Origin of the sequence: Roseburia sp. CLA-AA-H209, assembly GCF_020687575.1 — a bacterium.
GTDB classification, from domain to species: domain Bacteria; phylum Bacillota; class Clostridia; order Lachnospirales; family Lachnospiraceae; genus Roseburia_C; species Roseburia_C amylophila.
Map to the genome: position 1 here is coordinate 39,187 of NZ_JAJEQU010000016.1, position 18,080 is coordinate 57,266.

Sequence of the window (18,080 nt, forward strand, 5' to 3'; positions counted from 1 at the left end):
TAAAGAAAGTTGGATTGAGATGAATGATAAAATTCCGTTTATAAAATTGTTCAGGACATTAGATAATTTTTATTTTTTTGACGTAAATAGTAATTCGATAGTGCGTATTAATGAGGCTGTATCTCATAAAATAGAGGATTTAATTGCAGGAAACGATATTCTGAATCAGGATATGGATATTGCGAGATTAAAAAAGCGTGGGTATTTGAAAGCTAATAATGAGAATATTATAGTAGAACATTCAGCATTAAATACAGTTGGCGAATATATGAACGGTAATTTAAGACAACTTATTTTACAAGTTACACAGAATTGTAATTTAAGGTGTAAGTATTGTGTTTATTCCGGTTCATATGTTAATCGAACTCATACGAAAAAAAGAATGAGTTTTGAAATCGCAAAGCAGGCAGTGGATTTTTACTTTGCCCATAATACCAATAAAGATGCAGGTGTAATTAGCTTTTACGGTGGAGAACCATTGCTGGAGATGGAACTTATTAAGAAAATTGTTGTATATAGTGAAAAGCTATATGAGGGAAAAGAATTGAGGTTTAATATGACTTCAAATGCTACTTTATTAACGGATGAAATAGCAGATTTTTTGTATGAGCACAATTTTAATCTTACAATTAGTTTGGATGGTCCGGAAGAAGTACATAACCAAAGCAGAGTATTTGCGGATAGTAAGACGGGTACTTTTCAGTGTATTATAAAAAATTTGGAGAAAATGATAGGTCGATATCCGGATTATATTTCTAATATAAGTTTTAATGCCGTTTTAGATTCAACAAATGATTTTAAATGCAGTAGTAATTTTTTTACATATGATTTTATGAAAAATACTGTTGTTGGCGCAACAACGCTAAATGAAAATGGCAATAAACATGAAATTCAATATAGTGAGATGTTTGACATAAATTATCGGTATGAATTGTTTAAATGTTATTTAAAATATATTGGAAGACTGGATAAAAAGTTTACATCTAAAATAGTGGATAATCAAGTGGGATCATTGAAACAAGAAATACATGAGAAAATAAAAGCACCATATAGCAGAGGAAAGACATGCCATCCATCAGGACCATGTATAGCTGGAGCAGTAAGATTATTTGTGACAGTTGAAGGAGTTTTTTATCCTTGTGAAAGAGTAAGCGAAACCTGTAACGCTTATGTTATAGGTAATTTACAGGATGGATTTGATATAGAAAAAATTAAAAGTTTATTAAACGTAGGGGCATTAACAGCAGAACAATGTAAGAATTGTTGGGCGATAGAATATTGTAATTCGTGTGCATCTGGTATAGATGATGGAGATAAATTATGTCCAGAAAAACGGCTGGCACGATGTAATGATATTAAAAAGGGTTGTGAGTTAAGAATGATTGAATATTGTACATTGAGAGAAATGGGGTGTAGTTTTGAATAGAATTGCAGTATTTCCATATGATGAGAATTTTTATCCTTTGTTAAAAAATTCAGAAAGTATGGTTGGCTTTGAAATAAGCAAGGTATTTAGCATTCGTGGGTGGGGGTATGTGGGAAGAAATATATTTGATGTTTCGGATACGACTTCAAGAAATATACACGTAGAAGATATATCGGAGAAATTGAATGAAGAGGAATTTGATATTTTTCTACTGGCTGAACCAGAGCATAATATAGATGAAAATTACATAGTTCAAATTATAGACAGAATGGCTCAGATGAATAAAACAATTTGGATCTTTAAAAGTCTATCTGATGAGATAATTACCAAAATAGATACTATATGTGAAAAGAATAAAGTTGAAGTTCAATTTTTTTCTAAGGATATAGAAAATGTTGTTTTTGATGGAGAAGAAATTTTGTATGATATTAGTACGCCTATAATAACAGTTGCTGGTATGGGAGAAAAGACTAATAAAATGGAATTGCAAATGGATTTAGTTATTTCACTACAAAAAGACAAGTATAAGGTTGTATGGGTATCCAGTAGAAATGAGGCATTGTTGTATAATGGGCAGAAATTTCCGACGTTTATGTATGATGAGGGAGTATCAGAAAAGAAAAAAATTCTAATGTATAATCATTATCTAAAATGGATAGAACAGTCGGAAAAGCCGGATGTAATTTTAATAGGTATTCCAGGGGGGATAATGCCAGATAGCAAAAAACAGGTAGGATATTTTGGAATAACTTCCTTTGAGGTTTTAAATGCAATAAATCCTGATTATTTTATTATGTCACTCTATGGCAATACTTTAGGTAAAAATTACTTAGATGAATTACGTAACGTAATGAAGTATAAGTTTAATGTAGAAGTAGATAGTTTTTATGTAGGTGATATGGAACAAGATGCGTATTCATTGGATAAATTGGCACCAATAGAATATATACATTTAGGACAATTAACAGTAGACAAAAGGGTAAAGGATGTAAATTACACCGAAATTCCCGTTTATACTTGCAGCACTGTGTCACAACTATACCAGAACATGATTGAAAAATTAGGCGAGTATGATGAGTTTCAATCATTGTAATTGGAGGTAAAATGGAAAAAAAGATTAAAGAAATGATCAAGGCAACGCTTAATGTGAATATAGACAATATGACAGAAGAGGAGAAAGACTATCCTCTGTTGTCTAAAAGATTTGATGTGATGCCATACCAAATGCTTGTTTTTTTTACAAGAATTGAGAAAGAATTTGGTATAAGGATTCCTGATGAGTACATAGCAGATGGGAAGTTTAATTCGTATAATGATATTTCTAAGATAATATTAGAATTGGTTACAGAACATATGTAGCTGTTAAGAAAATTTTGCTGCTTTCTCCAAAAAATAATTCACTTTCTGCAAGGGTAATTGAAATATTAAATATTTTACTTATATTTGTAGATATGGACATATTTTAACATATTTATATCGAATAACGAAAGAAGAAATTAAATGGCTGTTATACATAATACAGTAATGCAAACTCAGAGTGTAGGATATGAATTTAAACATAATACGAGGTAATAGAGATGGATATATTAAATACTATCAATACGGTAAAAGTGTCGGGCAGTTCTGGCAGTAGTGTTAAAAAAATTTCTGAAAAGAGCAAGTGGCAATTAACGGATTCGTTGAAAGAGAAAATTGTTGAACTGGCTAAGAAGGACGCGAAAAACAATGTATATATGGGAAATGAGTTTATGAACTTGCGGAAAGCAGAGGTTACTAAAGTGGCACCAAATCGGGCGGCACTGATAGGTAAGTTCAACCAATCAATGAGTTCTGAAAATATGGGGGATATGAAAGAGATACAGGAGGCAGACAAAAGATGGATGTGTATTTTATTTGGGATACCATATGAGGCTGAATATCAGGGAGAGGGAACTGGTTCTGCGATTCATATATATAATGAAGGAGGGGAAGAAGTTCTTACATACACACAAGGAGTAGGGTGGCATGAGAAAGAGACAAAAGCAGAGACAGATGTGCATTCAACGTTAAAATCAGTATATTATGAGGCATATCATGATGCAAGAAAAGCGCTGAACACTGGAACAAATGTAGAAATCACAAATGAAAGTGTTGTGGTGCAAAGTAATTTCGATATGAAAGCATAAAACATGTAATTCAACAAATGTATATAAGGGGAATTTGACAGACAGGAGGAATACGATTATGGTAAAGTCAATGAAGAAAGTAAAGAGAATAATAGCGGTTGCTTTGGTATTCACAATGTTGTTTGCTTCACAGGTAACAGTGTTTGCAGCAGGTACAAAAGATGCAATGCAATCAGCAAATAAAGATATGTCGATTGCATTGATGCCGGGAGTTACAGGGGATTCCAATACGGTCACTTTTAATTATAACGGTCTGCCAGATAATGCGATTGTAAAAGAAGTTAAGATTGATTGTTCCAATGCATCTGTGATTGGTGGAAAAGGAGCAATATTGGCGCAGAGCCTTACCATTACCAGCCCAAGTGGAGAAACTCATACTGTTGGTTGGGGCAGAGGTAATGTGACTACTACCAATTTATTTATTGCGGAAAAAGCTGCCGGAACATGGTCTGTGTATATGACAGGAACCAATATTGCATCTCCGAGTCTTGGTTCTGCATTTATCGGGGGTACAAAATATTCACGACCTAAAATGACGATAACTTATATTTTAGAAGAGTAGAATTAAATATTCCCTACATACACATTTGCATGAATAACATTAAATAAAATCAGTCTTTGAACTATGACAGTTCGGGGCTGATTTTTTATTCGGCTTTTATCTGCTTCTTTTATAATTGCATGATTAATACAGACTATGCTTGTTTGAACATTCTCATATATCTCATTCAACATTTCAATATTAGAAACATATTTCTTAATATTGCTATCTATTTTTTCATCATTATATATACTGTATATAACAAACAATATATAAATAATTCCCAAAATGATAAGGATATTAGATTTAATAGAAAAACCAGATTGATTTTTATCCCAATTTCCTAAAGATGAACAAACTGCTCCAATAATTATTGCAAACAATTGTATAACAATATTTTTGAGAATTAGGAACTTGGTTATAATATTCGAATAATTATTGTGATAAGATTTCTGCAACTTATCAAGTTCTGTTTTTGCATCATAAAATAATAAAATAGAAAAAATGACACTTAATGTAAAAATCATAATAATCTGCAATATATTATTTTTTCCAATATGTGTCAATGATCCCATATATGAGCATAAGGCGCCTATTATCAATGGAAATATATAATTCAAAATTTTTATTATTTTCATATAAATACTCCTTGAAAATATATAATTCAAAATGAAATATAGTTCTTTATAAGAAGCATTATACTAAATATTTTCGCTTTTTTCTATAAATTGAATATACTATCAGAAATTTTATTGGTACAAAACTTATAAATATGAAAGTACAAGATCAGAGATATACACAGTATGTACAGAGACACTATATTTCAATATGTAAAAAAACAATATGGAACAATTCCAGAATATCTGTGGAATGATTTACCAGATAGTGCAATACTTCGTAATGACAATGGAAAATGGTACGCAGTATTTATGAATTTGGAAGGCTTTAAAATCGGATTGGATACAAAAGATAGGGTTGATATTATGGTTGTAAAATGTAAGCCGGATATGATAAGTGTTATGACACACATGAAAGGCTTTCTGCCGGGATATTACATGGATAAAAGCAATTGGATGACAATTCTTCTGCAACAGCGGATTTTATGATTCATTCCACGCTTATGAATGAACAGTATTCACATCAGATTGAAAATTTTAAAAACACTGTGGATGTCAGAGTAAAAGAAATGCAGTGATGGATATGATAAATAGCCAAAAAACGTCCGCAAATAGAATTTACAACAGAATATAAAGCAGATAAAGACGAATGGTATCAGATGTGCCATTCGTTTTTTTAATAAAAGCACAAATTAACCTACTTACGAGCATAAAATGATGTGCGTTGGGTTGTTTTCTGGACTATGAGAATCAAAGTCCCATTGATATGATTAACATGGAAAAGAGGTGCAAAATCTTGGATACAGGAAGAAAAGATGCCAATATACAGATAGGAAAGAGATTAAGAGAGGCAAGACTGAATATGAACCTCGAAAAGTCAGAAATTGCGGATGTATTGGGTGTTACGGTGGAACATTATCGAAAGCTTGAGGCGGGTATAACGGGAATATCTGTAGATAAAGTGCTGACACTCTATCATAAATATGGAATTGATCCTACATATCTGATAACAGGTGAGAGCAGTATGAAAGATTTTAATCTGGATTACTATGTTGCAAACAGCACAAAGGAGCAGAGAAATGAGTTCTTTGACCGTGTGCTGGCTTATTTATCTAAGTTGATTAGATAAATTGAAGTGCTTCCTACTTCCAAGCCCGAAAAGGAGGAAGTGTTATGCTTAATATTGCGGTCTGTGATGACAGCAGAACAGATGTAGAAATGCTGGAAAGTGCTTTTGATAAGTTAGCGCAGTACCAGTTTTCTTATGAAGTGTATTTTACAGCGAAGGAGTTGCTGAAGCATGTTATAGATGATGGGGAAATGTATCATCTGTATATATTTGACATTGAAATGCCGGAGATGAATGGTTTGCAGCTTGCAAAAGAAATCCGGAAAATAGATGCCAAAGCATTGTTTGTATTCCTGACTGGATATACGCAGTATGTTATGGATGTTTTTGAGGTTATTACCTTTGACTATATTTCTAAACCGATTACAGTGGAAAAGCTGGAGTCCGTCCTTTTAAAAGCCATGCAGTATCTTCATATGATAAAGCGTGACTTTGTCTTTCAGTTCCGAAAAAATCAGTTTCGTATTAGCTGCGATGATATTGTGTATTTTGAGAAGAAAGGTCGTCAGGCAGTGATACATACGATCTCAGAAAATTTCAAGGCAAATATGACAACTGAAGAAATATGGAAACAGCTTGATGATAAGGTCTTTGCCCATATTCATGTATCATATATCATCAATCTTGGGCATATCAGGGCGATTGAGGGAGATGAAGTAGTGATGGACAATGAAGAAAGACTTCTGATTGCCCGTTCCCATAAGCAGAATTTAAAAGAAAAACATATGGAGTTTGTAAGGAGGATGGTTTAAGGATGGAATATGTGATACGCTTTGCCATCAGCCTGTTTGATCTGGCAGTGTTTATGTATTATTTTCATTCCAATAAGAAAATGAAACCAGTATCAAAGGTATGGATATTGGCTGGATTTACCATTGCTGCAATTATATGGACATTTGTCAGCAACATAAAAAATCCGTATCTGAATCTTGCGACTCTTTTGATTGTGCTTATACTGTTATCATTTTATTATGAATCAGGAATGTGGACGAGAATTATAAATATTGTGACATTCATGGGTATTGGAATGCTGTTTGAACCTGTAGCTTTGCTGTTACTCCATGCGATGAATTTTCATATGGGAGAAAGTTATAAATATTATTTTGTAATGGTAATATGCAGCTTTGTTCGTGGAAATGTGATGTATATTCTGTCAAAATTGATTTCAAAGAAAGGGATGCAAATTGCTGCCTTTCCGAAAGAAATTTTGGGTGTGCTGGTTATGGTATTTACCTTTACGGTGTTGAACTGTTGCTTTATTATTCTTTTGTCATTGGAGGCGGGCAGTGAAAAAAGCCTGCTTATGTGTGCCAGTATTGTAATTTCCCTTGTCCTGACGGATTATTTTATGCTGTATATGATGGAGCGTTTTAATTATCTTGTGCAAAAACAGTATGAGGATGCAATGTACAGGGAAGAAATGCACTATAAAGACATCTATTATGAAGAAGCAGAAAAACAGAATAAGGAAGTGCAGAAGTTAAAGCACGATATGAAACATAAATTGCATGAACTGTATAATCTGGTGGAAAATAGTGATGGGCAGGAACTTTCAGAGAAAATCGGTGCAATGTGCAAGGAATTTGAGCAGATAGATGAAAAGCAGTATTCTGATAATCCAATCGTAGATTCTGTGCTCCGTATTAAATTTGGCAGGGCAAAGGCAAGGGGAATAAAAGTAGAAACATCTATTCGTATTCCAAAGCAGATGCAGCTTGATCACGGGGATATAGGTGTATTGTATGGAAATCTTGTGGATAATGCGGTAGAAGCCTGTAGCAAGGTGCCGGAGGGACAGCGTTTTGTAAAGATTGAAAATAAGTACCAGTCGGGGATTTTGCTTCTTGTAATAACAAACAGCAAAACAGGAAAGAAAAATAAAAGCCTGAAAACAACCAAGAAAGATAATATCCGACATGGGCATGGTGTTCAGAGTGTTCGTAAAGTGGTAGAAAAATACAATGGAACGGTCAGTTTTACAGATAAAGGGGATATATTTGAGGTTTCAGCAATGCTCTATGGAATTGAAGTGAAGGAATAAATGCAAAGCGTTACACTTAAATGTCAATCTGTTACACTTTGCCGGATTTTCCCATAAAGTATGATATAGTGCATTCATCAAATGTAAAGGAGGACATATACATATGTCAAAATTAAGAAGATTGATGAACCGACTCAGTCATGGAGCATTAACAAGCGTGGCAGCACTTGCCCTTACGGTAACTGCAACAAATATGAACCGTTGCTGCTGGTTTATTTTCGGACAGGACAAGTTACCGGATAATGCGAAAAAACTTAGAAAATTTTAAGGTGGTAACAGGGTATGATTGCTAAATTTGCAAAGAAGATAAATGAAATATTGATACAAAAGGGGATTGTGCAAAAAGAGGATGCAGAACTGTACCGATATGGGATAGAAAATGGCATTGTTGTTGCAGGAAACCTTTTGGCTTCTGGAATATTTGGCATTGTGACGGGGAGACCGGGACTTGTTCTGGTCTTCCTGTTATTTTATGCCTCGTTGAGAAGCTATAGTGGGGGCAGCCACTGTAAGAGTAGAATCGGCTGTTTTTTGATATCAATGGCAATTTTATTTATTCCGGTTTATACATATGAGCCTGTAATGAAAAATGTTCCTAATGCCGTGATTTTATTGATCGGAGTTCTTGCAGTGGTAATTATTATTGTCCTTGCCCCAGTGGAAAGTATCAATAAACCGCTTGATGAGGAAGAAAGAAGGTATTATGCAAGGGTAACACATTGCATAACGGCATTACAGGTATGTGTTCTTATCATTTTGTTTTGTCTGGATCTGCAAGATTATTTTTATGCCGGGTATGTAAGTATAGTCCTGGTAGCAGTATTTATGGTTATGGGAAAGATTGCAGTGAAACGATATGTGCAATAGCAAAATGTATTAAAAATAGGTATTGATATATAATTTTGTAGACGAACATGCAATATTACAAATATAGAGTAGTGGTTAAAATTTTGGATAAAGATGCCGAAATATAATAAAAAATAGGAAAATATACAAAAAATAATCCAACCAAATGAAAGAAGTATGTCAAATTTGTGTGTGGAAGGGGATGAGCATATGTTCAGAATTGCTATATGTGATGATGAAAGACAATTTAGAAAACGCATTCATGATATTTTAATAGAATATATGAATGAAAATGATATATTGTACGAAATTGATGAATTTGAATCAGGAAAGGATTTTATAAGTTTAGGTATCAATCTAGCAAAGTATGATATTGTTTTTCTGGATGTAAATATGGATGAACTGGATGGAATGGAAACTGCGCAGAAAATAAGAAAAGTCAGCAATGATGTTTTTATAGTTTTTGTTACAGCATTTATTACATGTGCCCCTCAAGGATACAGCGTAGGAGCTATAAGATATATTTTGAAAAATAATGTAAATTTTCCAGAATTAATATTTGAGTGTATGGATGCAATCAGCTTGAATATGAATTATGTAGCCCCAAAGAAGAAATTTAACTTTAATGAGGGTACAAAGATTGTAGCATTAGAGCGTTTGTTATACATAGAGAGCAGATTGCATAAACTTGAATTTTACATTATGGAGGACAAGTTAAAAAAATATTCAATATATGGCAAACTAGATGAGCTGGAAAAAGAGTTGCAAGGTAATGATTTTATCCGGATACATCAAAGTTATCTGGTTAATATGAAACATATTGAGAAAGTCAGCCGGTATGAGGCGTTATTGAACAATGGTATTAAATTAGAAATTCCAAAAGCACGGTATAAATTTGTTGAAGAAACATTTGTTTCGTATAAAGGAGAAATATAGATGTTGGTTAATTACATTCAAAGTATAATGCTGACGGTATTGGAAATAATATGTTGTAAAATATTTTTTGAAAGTTTTGCTGAAAAGAGATCCGAAAATAATTGGAGAAACTGTAGTATTATTTTAGGAACGGTAATATGTGGATATATAATAGCTTTGTTATTTTATGATCAGTTTGTTCTAAAGCAGATGTTAGCTATTGTTGTCATTGCGCTGTTTATGAGCTTTTATTTTAAAATCCATTTAAAAAAAGCAATAATCGTATCATTATTATTTCAAGCATTGCTGCTTTCTGTAGACTATTTTACACTTTGGCTAAATGTCTCTCTCTTTCATAGTGTAGCAGAAATTAATGAGTCACATTTTGTAGGTGGAAGTTTAATAACAGTTTTGGCAAAAATAATTCTTTTTCTAGTTGTTCTGCTTATCAGGAAGAAAATAGGAGGGGAGTCCTCGGATGTTTTAAGAAGTACAGATTGGCTTCGATTTATCTTTTTTCCACTTTTTACAATTTTCACAGTTATTGCATTGTTCATAACATCTGGAAGCATTGAGAATCAAAAGCAGGAAAATGTATTCTTGGTTATAGCATTGTGTTTGGCAGGAATGAATATAGTTGTGTTCTGTATGATAAATGACATATTAAAGCGTGAAATTAAGATTCGTGAAAATGAAGTATTTCAACTGAAAGCACGAAATCAGACAGACATGTACCGCTCTATTTCAGAAAATTTTGTTAAACAACGGAAAAAAACACATGAATATAAGAACCAGATTATGTGCATTGAGTCTTTGATAGAGATGGAAAATTATGATGAACTAAAGGATTATGTGAGAAGCATAAGCGGAAATTTAAGTACAGAATTAGATTATATTAAAACAAATAATGTGATTATTGATGCTATATTAAATAGCAAATATAAGGAAACATTGGATAAAGGAATTGTATTTATCTTTCAAATCAATGATCTATCAGGAATTAAAATGCGTGATGAGGATATTGTTGTTATATTATCGAATCTTTTGAATAATGCAATAGAGGCTTGTGAAAAGTGCTCAGGCAAAAAAGTTATGAAAATGAAACTGGTTAAAGAGAAAGACAACATTATTATATCTGTAAAGAATACATATGATGGTAAACTTAATATTAAAGATGGAGAAATACAGACCTCAAAGAAATATGAAATGGATGAGCATGGGATTGGAATAAAAAATATAATTGAGGTTATAACAAAATATCAAGGCTCTTATGCTATACGAAATGATAATAATGAGTTCTACTTCTCAGTTATATTGCCAAACTAAGATGAACCTTAAAAAAGTGATTTGCTGTCAGCAAATCACTTTTTTGTCATTTTCTGCAAAAAAAGGTCACTTTCTGCAATGGATATTGTTTTGTAAACAGATAAAGTTATACTTAATTTGGCAGGAGGCATAACTATGATTGAAAAAATAGCGGATGATTTAATTGGTCAGATGACAGAAGCAAGGTTAATTGATAAAGACATGGAAGAAAGATATATTTATGTCTTTATCTGTTGGATTGAGAAATTTATTACGGTTGGCAGTATTATCGTAATCAGTTTGGCGTTCCATAAACTGTTTCCAACTATATTTTTTCTTGTGTTTTTCTTAGAATTAAGAAAGCGAACTGGCGGATATCATTTGGACAAGTTTTATAAATGTTATTTGGCAACCGTTGTTTCTTATTTAGTTATTGTAATTATCAGTGCAAGACTGTCAGAACATCCGCAATGGTTATTTGCAATATTGGTAATTGCTATAACGGGGATAGGATTGATTGGTACAGTGAATCATCCTAATATGCACATGACATCAGAGGAATTGATGGAATCGAAAAAATCCGCAAGGACTATTGTTTTACTTGAGGGGTGTATAATATTGGGATGTGTTCTGTTAGATGCGGATATGGTTTACATTAGTTATATGGCAATAGCTGTTATATTATGTGCAGCTTTGCTGTGTATAGCAAAAATTTTTAAACAGGAGGTGAGAGAGAATGAAGCAGGTTAATAAGAAAGTGTTGAAGGTTGTAGAACGTGTCATGAGAAAAGAAGCTGTATATGGGATAGATGGATTTCCACCTGCGTGTTTAGGAATATGGCATCAGCCGAAACGTCCGAACATAAAAAAAAGGTAAAAGGTTATTGAAAATAATGTTCAAATTGTTGTACAAAATAAGCTTAGAAAGGAGGGAATTGATATGAAAAATAAATTTATAACAACAGTGGTTGCGACAGCATTGGCATTAACAATGACATTTTCATTGGCTAATGGAATGGATGTTAAAGCAGCAGAAATCACAGAGGATTCTTTAGTCGCAGCAGAAGATACTAATGTTGGAAATGAATCGGTGGATATCCAGCAACAGGAACCTGTAGAAATTTCAGAATTGGAAACAACCGAAAATAATGACTTATCGAAATCGTCAGAAAGTATTACAGTAGATGAAAGTATTGCAGAGGATATTTTGGCTACACAAGCTGATACTGCGGTTGTAGTCGGTACGGTTAGTGACTATTTGACAGCAAAGGGCGATGCAAAACTTTATAATATTAATTTGCCAGCAGGGGTATATTTGCAAGCACAGTTAACAACGCCTGCTAATGCAGATTTGGATTACGATTTGTATTTATTGGATGCAGAAGGCAATATTTTAACGGGCTCAGATTATTATACTTATATTAATGGCACCGCAGGTACATTGCCGGAAGCGTTAGGCTATATAACATCAGGTGATACAGCAACATATTATTTGTATGTATTAGCATCTGAGGGCGGAAGTGTAAGTGAATCATTCACATTGGATTATTCAGTAAGTACAGCGTGTGATTCTTATGAGATTGACGAGTCTGTAAGACAGGCATTAGCATTTACATATGGAGCAGGAGGGGCTTATATTGAATCAAGAAATTTAAGTTCTCCGATTGATAATGATTGGTATGTAATTACAGTGCCAAGCAGTAGAATTTATGACAAATTAAAAATTTCTGCTACTACAGCTTCAACAAATACCTGTTCTGTAGAAGTATATCAGAATGTTGCATCAGAAGGGTATCAAATGAAACGAGTAGGCAGCGGAAACACTATTTCTGTTTCGTCAGGAAAATATTATATTAGAGTTTCCAATGCAAAAACTATGGAGAATTTTGATGATTTGGACATTCAGAATTATAAATTGTCTATTACTCCTATTTTGAAGGCTACAGGTATTGTTATAACTGATCTTAAAGGTTCAGAAGGGTTAAATAAGGTTGTTAATTATCCTGGATATGGAGCACATTTCAGAACGCAGGGATCTGGAACATTAACTGTTTATGGAGTGCTGACAGCAACAGACAGTTCGACGGGTGTAACGTATGCAGTTGGGGGAGAGCAGATTAACGGATTATATTATAGTCCGGCATGGGAGGCTAATAATACCTCTGCGAATGCAATAAGGCGAGGTACAGGTACTACAGACTCAAGTGGTAAATTTGAAATTGATATTTCTTTACCACCTGGAATTGGTGTATATTCGTATTATGGTTCAACATCCACTCATTATTTTGATATATGTGGAGTTTCTGTATCGCCAAGTGATGATAGTAGCATAAGTGCTTCAGAGACTATTTTCCATTTGGCATATACTATGTATCATCCGTTTTAATGTGTAAATTGTAACTAAGAAAATATAAAAATAGGTTGTCACACGATTTGGTGTGTCAACCTATTATGCAAAATACAGGAGGGTTAAAATGAAGATAGCTACCCAACATTATCAGGACAGCGTGATCACTCCGTATGGTAATAATCACTGGAATGGAAAAGAGAAAATTGATATTTCTAAGGAAAAAGATGATGCGGTTATTCTGGAAATAAGTGCAAAAGGTAAAAGAGCAATACAGCTAAAAGAGAAAAACGAATTTGAGCAGAATATTGTTCAAGTGGATAAAAGTGCAGATGATTTACCAGCATATTCAGGAATGTATGATGTTGACAAGACGATATCGTCTTCTCTTGAAAATTGTAGCAAAGAGGAACAGGGATTTGTATATGATATTATCCGCGAAAATTTTCTTATTGGAAATGGCAGCTCTGTGAGTGAGGAGGAGCGTCAGGCTAATATATCATTAGGAATGAAAAAAGCGGAATATGCTGCAAATAATTTTATATCAGAAGATAAAAAAAGTTCCTTTTTGGATGCAATGGAATCTATAGCAAAGCTGGCAAGTGCCGGAAAGATGAATGCAGATGGAAATATGGATTACGGGGTAAAAAAAGGAAATTATTTAGGACATGGTAGTAATCTTGTTTACACTACAGATGGTCTTGATATGATGAGGTCAATGGATTCAGGTGCATATGATGAATATCAAAGGATCAGTAGAGAAAGTAGTAATTCTGATAGACAGCTTAACACTTTAAAATACTTGACAAATTGGTATTCTAATGCTGTAACGAAAAATCCGCATATGGTAGAGAAATATGAAGCTAAATCGGATGAGTATATTGAAAAAAATGTAAAAAATCAAAAAGTAGATTCAATTTTTTCGGATTTGAAAACAGAAAGTAAGTCTGCTTTTATTGAAAGTTTGAAAGCATTTCAAGCACAGAATCCTAATTTCTTATCCAATATCGTTAATAAGGAATTGTCAAGAAAGTATTGGGCATATGGTATTATCGCCTAAGGGTGAGGATAAATATGAGATGAAGTATGTTCCGGAAGATTTTGACAGGTATGATCAAGGATTTTTTGGAAGAGCGAAACCAGAATATATTATTGTTAAGGGAGAGTGTTTGGAAAAATTAAAACAGCAAGGGTATGAAATGGACTGTTGGCAAAAAGGTATTCCGTTGGCGATAAATAATAAACATCCTGATAGCATAAAATTAAAGGGATTTTGACAGAATATGCAAAGTATTACACGAAAATGTCAAAGGATTACAGTTTACCAAAACCCATAATAGTTTCTGATATAATGCGATAAGTCAGAAAGGATGATGGGGCTATGGGGAAAAGAGAGCACATATACGAAATTATTGCAGAGAATATCAGAAAAGAACGCAGAAGGCTTGGAATTACGCAGGCAGAGCTTGCAGAACGGGCGGATGTATCATTGGATACTATCAAAAGTGTTGAAAATGGCAGAAGGGCAATGAGTCTTGATACATATTTGAATATTGTTCATGCATTGGAGTCATCGCCTACGGTTCTGATGAGCCAGCAGCACCCAGAAAAACACATTGAGCGTTTTGCATTTATGATGAATCGGTGTGACGAAAGAGAAATAGAATTTGCATTACATATGATTGAACAAATATTAAGAGGACAGGAAGATTATCTGAGTGAATAGACGGGTAGTTATCCTGTCCTTTGTCTATGACTCTTTTGCAAATTTTTCAGCGAGATGGTATATGATTTCTTCAATGGTGGGAGTTTCATTATCACATGGAAAGTCTGTCCAGAAGCGTTGCATTTGTGGATCAGGGCTTTTTAAAGCAATGGAAACTGCCCGCCCAATTTCCTGTTGGACTTCTTCTTTTGTGATTCCTTCTTTTTCGGCAATGATTTCCAAATATTTATCAACAGAGTATGTGTTTTTATCATTCATAGTGTTGTTGTGAATCCTTTCTGAAAAGGGTATCTGCGAGCAAATTGTCAGGTGCTCGAATTGTCCCGGTTGAATACCATAAAAGTAAAACAGATAATCCGTTCTATATTACATAATAACCTTGAGAGCTGTTTTCTATGCAGATTATGGCTATTTTCTATTCTATCATATACATACAGCATGGTGCATACACGCACCATATCATTATAGGACACTCTTGCGTAGAATACAAGGAGGAGGTCTTTGTAATGATAGTATATGACAGGTTATGGATTACACTCAAGAAGAAAAATATTAGCCAGTATGCACTAATTAAAGATTATGGAATAGATAAAGCACAGTTACAGCGATTGCGAAAGAATATGGTCGTAAAAACGGTAATCCTTAACAGATTATGTTCCATACTTGATTGTAAGATAGAGGACATCATGGAGTTTGTGCCGGATGAGGATATTAAGTAAAGAGATATTTCCAAAATGTAATGAGAGTTTGGAAATATCTCTTTTTTTAATCTGCGAATATTTATATTCTTGGTATTAAGGTGTACAATATTCCACTTGAAATAGCTGGTTTAGTCACTCTGACAAAAGATTCGCTTACGGTACAATGAATACAGCTTAAGCAAATATATAAGGTGCCGGAAAAGAGTGGAAGGTGTACTACGATATTGTTAATAGTGGAGAAAGAATAAAAGAGTTGCGTGCGGCAAGAAGAATGACAAGACAGCAGCTTGCCGAGCAGATTGGATTGTCAGTGGATGCTCTGCGGAAAATTGAAGCTGGTGTAAATGGAGCAAAAATAGATACTTTGATTAGTATTGCTGAATTGTTTCATATATCGTTGGATTATCTTGTGTGTGGGTGTGAAAGAAAGGCAGAAGTCGATGATCTGCTGGTTGGTCTGAAGGAGAAGGAAGTACAGTTTATCCGGAATATGGTATTAAATGCCGTTGACAATATGAAACTTCTGACAGAATAAAAAAGTCGGATTGCATTTTTGATGATGCAGTCCGGCTTTTTTTATAAGGATTTGGAACAGGTGGGAGTGTTACTCTTAGTTCAAAAGAGTGTCGGTTACTGTAGAAGATGCGTGGTGTCAGTTATACTCTGTTCAGGTTCTGAGAAAAGAACCGTTGAATATTGAAAACAGAATAGGACACGCATATCCCACGAGCTTATATCGCCTTGTCTATGACAGGGTGGCAGAATCCCATTTCGTGCGATGACTATCCTCAGAGCTGTAGCCGATTATGAGAAACGTAACAGCAGGAGCCTTTAAGGATAAGAGCAGAGGGTTGTGCCTACCGGGTTAGCAGCCGGAGGTAATGAGATAATAAGTGCACCTGAATTTCAGCAAAACGCATTTTCAGAGAGTGGCTACTTTCGTAAGTCCAGATGGGCAGGAAACTACGAAGTGATTGTGGCTGGCAAAGGATATGTTACCCGATACGGGGATGGTTAAGAAACCGGGAAGATAGTATTTTATCTTCCCACACAAACTGATTTATGGTCACCGACAGAAAAGAAATGTTTAGGTGTGATGGTGTGGAGAGTACAGATAAGTCAGCTTATGTGAGGAGATAAAGTGCGCACAGTATCAAATCAATATTATTTATAAGGAGATTTTAAGATGGAAAGAGCAATTATATATTATGCAAAAACAGGATTAGAGGCTACAGATCATTTTGTGCCGAAGTTGCTTGAAAAGTATTGTCAGGATAATGGCTATGAAATTGTAGCTATGCTTTCAGAGCCTGCTTCTACAGAAGGAGTTTCATTTCCGATGAAATATGCCATTATCGGTTTAAATATGGAAGAAGATGTTAATACAATCATAACACTTTCAAAGGATATGATTGGTGCAACAGATGAGAACGTTATTGATACACTTGGAAAACTCAGCGAATATGATATCTATGTGGAGGATATTAATGGAGAACTTGAAGAGTGTTATGAGATGATGTACAAAGAGCCTGTTCAGGAAAGTGATATAAGAGGGCTGGTGCTTGATACGGTATCAAAGTTCTATCATAACATCAGGAACGGCAGATAGGAGGCAATATGCAGGATTCCAGAGAAAAAAAGCGGTGTCTGATATTTGCAAGGAATAATGCAAATGATACAGCTGACCGTATCGAGGCATATGCAAAAAAGTCCGGCATGGAAGTTGTTGAGACAATTTTCAATACAGATAAAAAAGCGGTTGAACGATTAAGATATTATATTGAAAGAGATGCCATTATATGTGTGCTAGTAAGAGATGTGGTAGACATTTCAATGGAACTTAATGAGATTAAAGCTGTAATGACACTTGCAGCGGAACATGGAATCAGTATTAATGCAGAGAGCAGGGGCTATGAACCTGCTCTCATTTCTTTGTTTGCGCGCCATGGGCGCGCTCTAACGGGTGTAAGTCCCGAACATGCCCAGGTAGTGGGAAATGTATAGCCGAACAGCAAGGGTGTCTACTGTGAGGTGGAATCTGAAGGAAGCTGTAAGCGAATCTCTGGTCCGACGGACAGAAATCGCATATAAGGCTAGGCTTCGAGTGATAAGCTGGCAAAGAACAGTGAAGTCTAATAACTACCACGTTTGTAGAAGCAGAGTAAATGCGGCGGATATATGGAGAGAAAGAGCGTGCACCTTAAGCGTGGAGGTCTCACAGAGGTTTCATTAGCCTAGTAACAACGAACTGTGAGAAGTCAGCCGAGCCCATAGTAGTGAAGAAGTCTCTGTAATGGGGATGGAGCGAAGGGGCGAACAAT

The 18,080-nt window shown here is 34.5% G+C and carries 25 protein-coding genes; 23 read left to right on the forward strand and 2 right to left on the reverse strand.

Going from position 1 to position 18,080, the window contains the following annotated elements:
* Positions 1-19: 19 nt before the first annotated feature.
* From ccpM to LKD41_RS12860, 5 genes are all read left to right on the forward strand, one after another.
* On the forward strand, positions 20-1,426 hold the full coding sequence (ccpM, locus tag LKD41_RS12840) for a Cys-rich peptide radical SAM maturase CcpM (RefSeq protein ID WP_195287309.1): 1,407 nt from the start codon (positions 20-22) through the stop codon (positions 1,424-1,426).
* Positions 1,419-2,519 carry a TIGR04066 family peptide maturation system protein gene (locus LKD41_RS12845; RefSeq protein WP_195287308.1) on the forward strand — a complete coding sequence of 367 codons (1,101 nt, stop codon included), beginning with the start codon at positions 1,419-1,421 and terminating at the stop codon, positions 2,517-2,519. The genes ccpM and LKD41_RS12845 overlap by 8 nt, the downstream gene beginning before the upstream one ends.
* A gap of 11 nt (positions 2,520-2,530) precedes the next feature.
* Positions 2,531-2,785, forward strand: a complete 255-nt coding sequence (locus LKD41_RS12850; RefSeq protein ID WP_195287307.1) for a hypothetical protein — start codon at positions 2,531-2,533, stop codon at positions 2,783-2,785.
* 218 nt (positions 2,786-3,003) lie between these two features.
* Positions 3,004-3,591 (forward strand): hypothetical protein, encoded by a 588-nt coding sequence (locus LKD41_RS12855; protein WP_195287306.1) that lies wholly within the window; start codon positions 3,004-3,006, stop codon positions 3,589-3,591.
* A gap of 58 nt (positions 3,592-3,649) precedes the next feature.
* A complete protein-coding gene (locus LKD41_RS12860; protein WP_207734401.1) occupies positions 3,650-4,153 on the forward strand; it encodes a hypothetical protein in 504 nt (167 codons plus the stop codon).
* A 2-nt stretch (positions 4,154-4,155) separates the two neighbouring features.
* On the opposite strand, the gene LKD41_RS12865 is transcribed toward LKD41_RS12860, so the two are convergent.
* Positions 4,156-4,770: a hypothetical protein gene (locus tag LKD41_RS12865; protein WP_227701397.1), complete on the reverse strand. Its 615-nt coding sequence runs from the start codon at positions 4,768-4,770 to the stop codon at positions 4,156-4,158.
* Positions 4,771-4,935: 165 nt separating this feature from the next.
* Here LKD41_RS12865 and LKD41_RS12870 point away from each other — a divergent pair, with 165 nt between their 5' ends.
* The 14 genes from LKD41_RS12870 (at position 4,936) to LKD41_RS12935 (ending at position 15,058) form a co-directional block, all read left to right on the forward strand.
* Positions 4,936-5,238 carry an MmcQ/YjbR family DNA-binding protein gene (locus LKD41_RS12870; protein WP_227701398.1) on the forward strand — a complete coding sequence of 101 codons (303 nt, stop codon included), beginning with the start codon at positions 4,936-4,938 and terminating at the stop codon, positions 5,236-5,238.
* A gap of 307 nt (positions 5,239-5,545) precedes the next feature.
* Positions 5,546-5,878 carry a helix-turn-helix domain-containing protein gene (locus tag LKD41_RS12875; RefSeq protein WP_227701399.1) on the forward strand — a complete coding sequence of 111 codons (333 nt, stop codon included), beginning with the start codon at positions 5,546-5,548 and terminating at the stop codon, positions 5,876-5,878.
* Positions 5,879-5,922: 44 nt separating this feature from the next.
* The gene (locus LKD41_RS12880) at positions 5,923-6,630 is read left to right on the forward strand and encodes a LytR/AlgR family response regulator transcription factor (protein ID WP_015567858.1); all 708 of its coding nucleotides are present in this window, start codon (positions 5,923-5,925) and stop codon (positions 6,628-6,630) included.
* A 2-nt stretch (positions 6,631-6,632) separates the two neighbouring features.
* Complete coding sequence (locus LKD41_RS12885) at positions 6,633-7,919, forward strand: sensor histidine kinase (RefSeq protein ID WP_227701400.1); 1,287 nt, start codon at positions 6,633-6,635, stop codon at positions 7,917-7,919.
* Positions 7,920-8,022: 103 nt separating this feature from the next.
* The gene (locus tag LKD41_RS12890; RefSeq protein ID WP_005602854.1) at positions 8,023-8,187 is read left to right on the forward strand and encodes a cyclic lactone autoinducer peptide; all 165 of its coding nucleotides are present in this window, start codon (positions 8,023-8,025) and stop codon (positions 8,185-8,187) included.
* Between the two features lie 14 nt (positions 8,188-8,201).
* A complete protein-coding gene (locus LKD41_RS12895; protein WP_117686863.1) occupies positions 8,202-8,786 on the forward strand; it encodes an accessory gene regulator B family protein in 585 nt (194 codons plus the stop codon).
* Positions 8,787-8,975: 189 nt separating this feature from the next.
* Positions 8,976-9,701: a LytTR family DNA-binding domain-containing protein gene (locus tag LKD41_RS12900; RefSeq protein ID WP_330419461.1), complete on the forward strand. Its 726-nt coding sequence runs from the start codon at positions 8,976-8,978 to the stop codon at positions 9,699-9,701.
* A complete protein-coding gene (locus tag LKD41_RS12905; protein WP_195288133.1) occupies positions 9,702-11,006 on the forward strand; it encodes a sensor histidine kinase in 1,305 nt (434 codons plus the stop codon).
* Positions 11,007-11,141: 135 nt separating this feature from the next.
* Entirely contained in the window at positions 11,142-11,735 is a 594-nt protein-coding gene (locus tag LKD41_RS12910; protein ID WP_117996888.1) for an accessory gene regulator B family protein, read from the forward strand.
* The gene (locus LKD41_RS12915; RefSeq protein WP_006859579.1) at positions 11,722-11,862 is read left to right on the forward strand and encodes a cyclic lactone autoinducer peptide; all 141 of its coding nucleotides are present in this window, start codon (positions 11,722-11,724) and stop codon (positions 11,860-11,862) included. The genes LKD41_RS12910 and LKD41_RS12915 overlap by 14 nt, the downstream gene beginning before the upstream one ends.
* Positions 11,863-11,925: 63 nt before the next feature.
* Positions 11,926-13,371, forward strand: coding sequence for a hypothetical protein (locus LKD41_RS12920; protein WP_006859580.1), 1,446 nt, complete (start codon positions 11,926-11,928; stop codon positions 13,369-13,371).
* Positions 13,372-13,459: 88 nt separating this feature from the next.
* Positions 13,460-14,392, forward strand: coding sequence for a hypothetical protein (locus LKD41_RS12925; RefSeq protein ID WP_006859581.1), 933 nt, complete (start codon positions 13,460-13,462; stop codon positions 14,390-14,392).
* 19 nt (positions 14,393-14,411) lie between these two features.
* On the forward strand, positions 14,412-14,609 hold the full coding sequence (locus LKD41_RS12930) for a hypothetical protein (protein WP_226947687.1): 198 nt from the start codon (positions 14,412-14,414) through the stop codon (positions 14,607-14,609).
* A gap of 104 nt (positions 14,610-14,713) precedes the next feature.
* Positions 14,714-15,058 (forward strand): helix-turn-helix domain-containing protein, encoded by a 345-nt coding sequence (locus LKD41_RS12935; protein WP_006859583.1) that lies wholly within the window; start codon positions 14,714-14,716, stop codon positions 15,056-15,058.
* A 24-nt stretch (positions 15,059-15,082) separates the two neighbouring features.
* On the opposite strand, the gene LKD41_RS12940 is transcribed toward LKD41_RS12935, so the two are convergent.
* On the reverse strand, positions 15,083-15,316 hold the full coding sequence (locus tag LKD41_RS12940; RefSeq protein ID WP_044999568.1) for a hypothetical protein: 234 nt from the start codon (positions 15,314-15,316) through the stop codon (positions 15,083-15,085).
* Between the two features lie 248 nt (positions 15,317-15,564).
* Here LKD41_RS12940 and LKD41_RS12945 point away from each other — a divergent pair, with 248 nt between their 5' ends.
* From LKD41_RS12945 to LKD41_RS12960, 4 genes are all read left to right on the forward strand, one after another.
* Complete coding sequence (locus tag LKD41_RS12945) at positions 15,565-15,777, forward strand: helix-turn-helix domain-containing protein (protein WP_014081251.1); 213 nt, start codon at positions 15,565-15,567, stop codon at positions 15,775-15,777.
* 193 nt (positions 15,778-15,970) lie between these two features.
* Positions 15,971-16,294: a helix-turn-helix domain-containing protein gene (locus tag LKD41_RS12950; RefSeq protein ID WP_006859334.1), complete on the forward strand. Its 324-nt coding sequence runs from the start codon at positions 15,971-15,973 to the stop codon at positions 16,292-16,294.
* Positions 16,295-16,945: 651 nt separating this feature from the next.
* Positions 16,946-17,368 (forward strand): hypothetical protein, encoded by a 423-nt coding sequence (locus LKD41_RS12955; protein ID WP_006859323.1) that lies wholly within the window; start codon positions 16,946-16,948, stop codon positions 17,366-17,368.
* Between the two features lie 8 nt (positions 17,369-17,376).
* Positions 17,377-17,763 (forward strand): hypothetical protein, encoded by a 387-nt coding sequence (locus LKD41_RS12960; RefSeq protein WP_006859322.1) that lies wholly within the window; start codon positions 17,377-17,379, stop codon positions 17,761-17,763.
* The last annotated feature ends 317 nt before the right edge of the window (positions 17,764-18,080 follow it).

What these genes read in the sequence shown, in the direction of transcription:
- ccpM (WP_195287309.1), top strand. Translation starts at nt 20, where the DNA reads ATGAATGATAAAATTCCGTTTATAAAATTGTTCAGGACATTAGATAAT.
- LKD41_RS12850 (WP_195287307.1), top strand. Translation starts at nt 2,531, where the DNA reads ATGGAAAAAAAGATTAAAGAAATGATCAAGGCAACGCTTAATGTGAAT.
- LKD41_RS12855 (WP_195287306.1), top strand. Translation starts at nt 3,004, where the DNA reads ATGGATATATTAAATACTATCAATACGGTAAAAGTGTCGGGCAGTTCT.
- LKD41_RS12860 (WP_207734401.1), top strand. Translation starts at nt 3,650, where the DNA reads ATGGTAAAGTCAATGAAGAAAGTAAAGAGAATAATAGCGGTTGCTTTG.
- LKD41_RS12865 (WP_227701397.1), bottom strand. Translation starts at nt 4,770, where the DNA reads ATGAAAATAATAAAAATTTTGAATTATATATTTCCATTGATAATAGGC.
- LKD41_RS12870 (WP_227701398.1), top strand. Translation starts at nt 4,936, where the DNA reads ATGTACAGAGACACTATATTTCAATATGTAAAAAAACAATATGGAACA.
- LKD41_RS12880 (WP_015567858.1), top strand. Translation starts at nt 5,923, where the DNA reads ATGCTTAATATTGCGGTCTGTGATGACAGCAGAACAGATGTAGAAATG.
- LKD41_RS12885 (WP_227701400.1), top strand. Translation starts at nt 6,633, where the DNA reads ATGGAATATGTGATACGCTTTGCCATCAGCCTGTTTGATCTGGCAGTG.
- LKD41_RS12890 (WP_005602854.1), top strand. Translation starts at nt 8,023, where the DNA reads ATGTCAAAATTAAGAAGATTGATGAACCGACTCAGTCATGGAGCATTA.
- LKD41_RS12895 (WP_117686863.1), top strand. Translation starts at nt 8,202, where the DNA reads ATGATTGCTAAATTTGCAAAGAAGATAAATGAAATATTGATACAAAAG.
- LKD41_RS12900 (WP_330419461.1), top strand. Translation starts at nt 8,976, where the DNA reads ATGTTCAGAATTGCTATATGTGATGATGAAAGACAATTTAGAAAACGC.
- LKD41_RS12905 (WP_195288133.1), top strand. Translation starts at nt 9,702, where the DNA reads ATGTTGGTTAATTACATTCAAAGTATAATGCTGACGGTATTGGAAATA.
- LKD41_RS12910 (WP_117996888.1), top strand. Translation starts at nt 11,142, where the DNA reads ATGATTGAAAAAATAGCGGATGATTTAATTGGTCAGATGACAGAAGCA.
- LKD41_RS12915 (WP_006859579.1), top strand. Translation starts at nt 11,722, where the DNA reads ATGAAGCAGGTTAATAAGAAAGTGTTGAAGGTTGTAGAACGTGTCATG.
- LKD41_RS12920 (WP_006859580.1), top strand. Translation starts at nt 11,926, where the DNA reads ATGAAAAATAAATTTATAACAACAGTGGTTGCGACAGCATTGGCATTA.
- LKD41_RS12925 (WP_006859581.1), top strand. Translation starts at nt 13,460, where the DNA reads ATGAAGATAGCTACCCAACATTATCAGGACAGCGTGATCACTCCGTAT.
- LKD41_RS12930 (WP_226947687.1), top strand. Translation starts at nt 14,412, where the DNA reads ATGAAGTATGTTCCGGAAGATTTTGACAGGTATGATCAAGGATTTTTT.
- LKD41_RS12935 (WP_006859583.1), top strand. Translation starts at nt 14,714, where the DNA reads ATGGGGAAAAGAGAGCACATATACGAAATTATTGCAGAGAATATCAGA.
- LKD41_RS12940 (WP_044999568.1), bottom strand. Translation starts at nt 15,316, where the DNA reads ATGAATGATAAAAACACATACTCTGTTGATAAATATTTGGAAATCATT.
- LKD41_RS12945 (WP_014081251.1), top strand. Translation starts at nt 15,565, where the DNA reads ATGATAGTATATGACAGGTTATGGATTACACTCAAGAAGAAAAATATT.
- LKD41_RS12955 (WP_006859323.1), top strand. Translation starts at nt 16,946, where the DNA reads ATGGAAAGAGCAATTATATATTATGCAAAAACAGGATTAGAGGCTACA.
- LKD41_RS12960 (WP_006859322.1), top strand. Translation starts at nt 17,377, where the DNA reads ATGCAGGATTCCAGAGAAAAAAAGCGGTGTCTGATATTTGCAAGGAAT.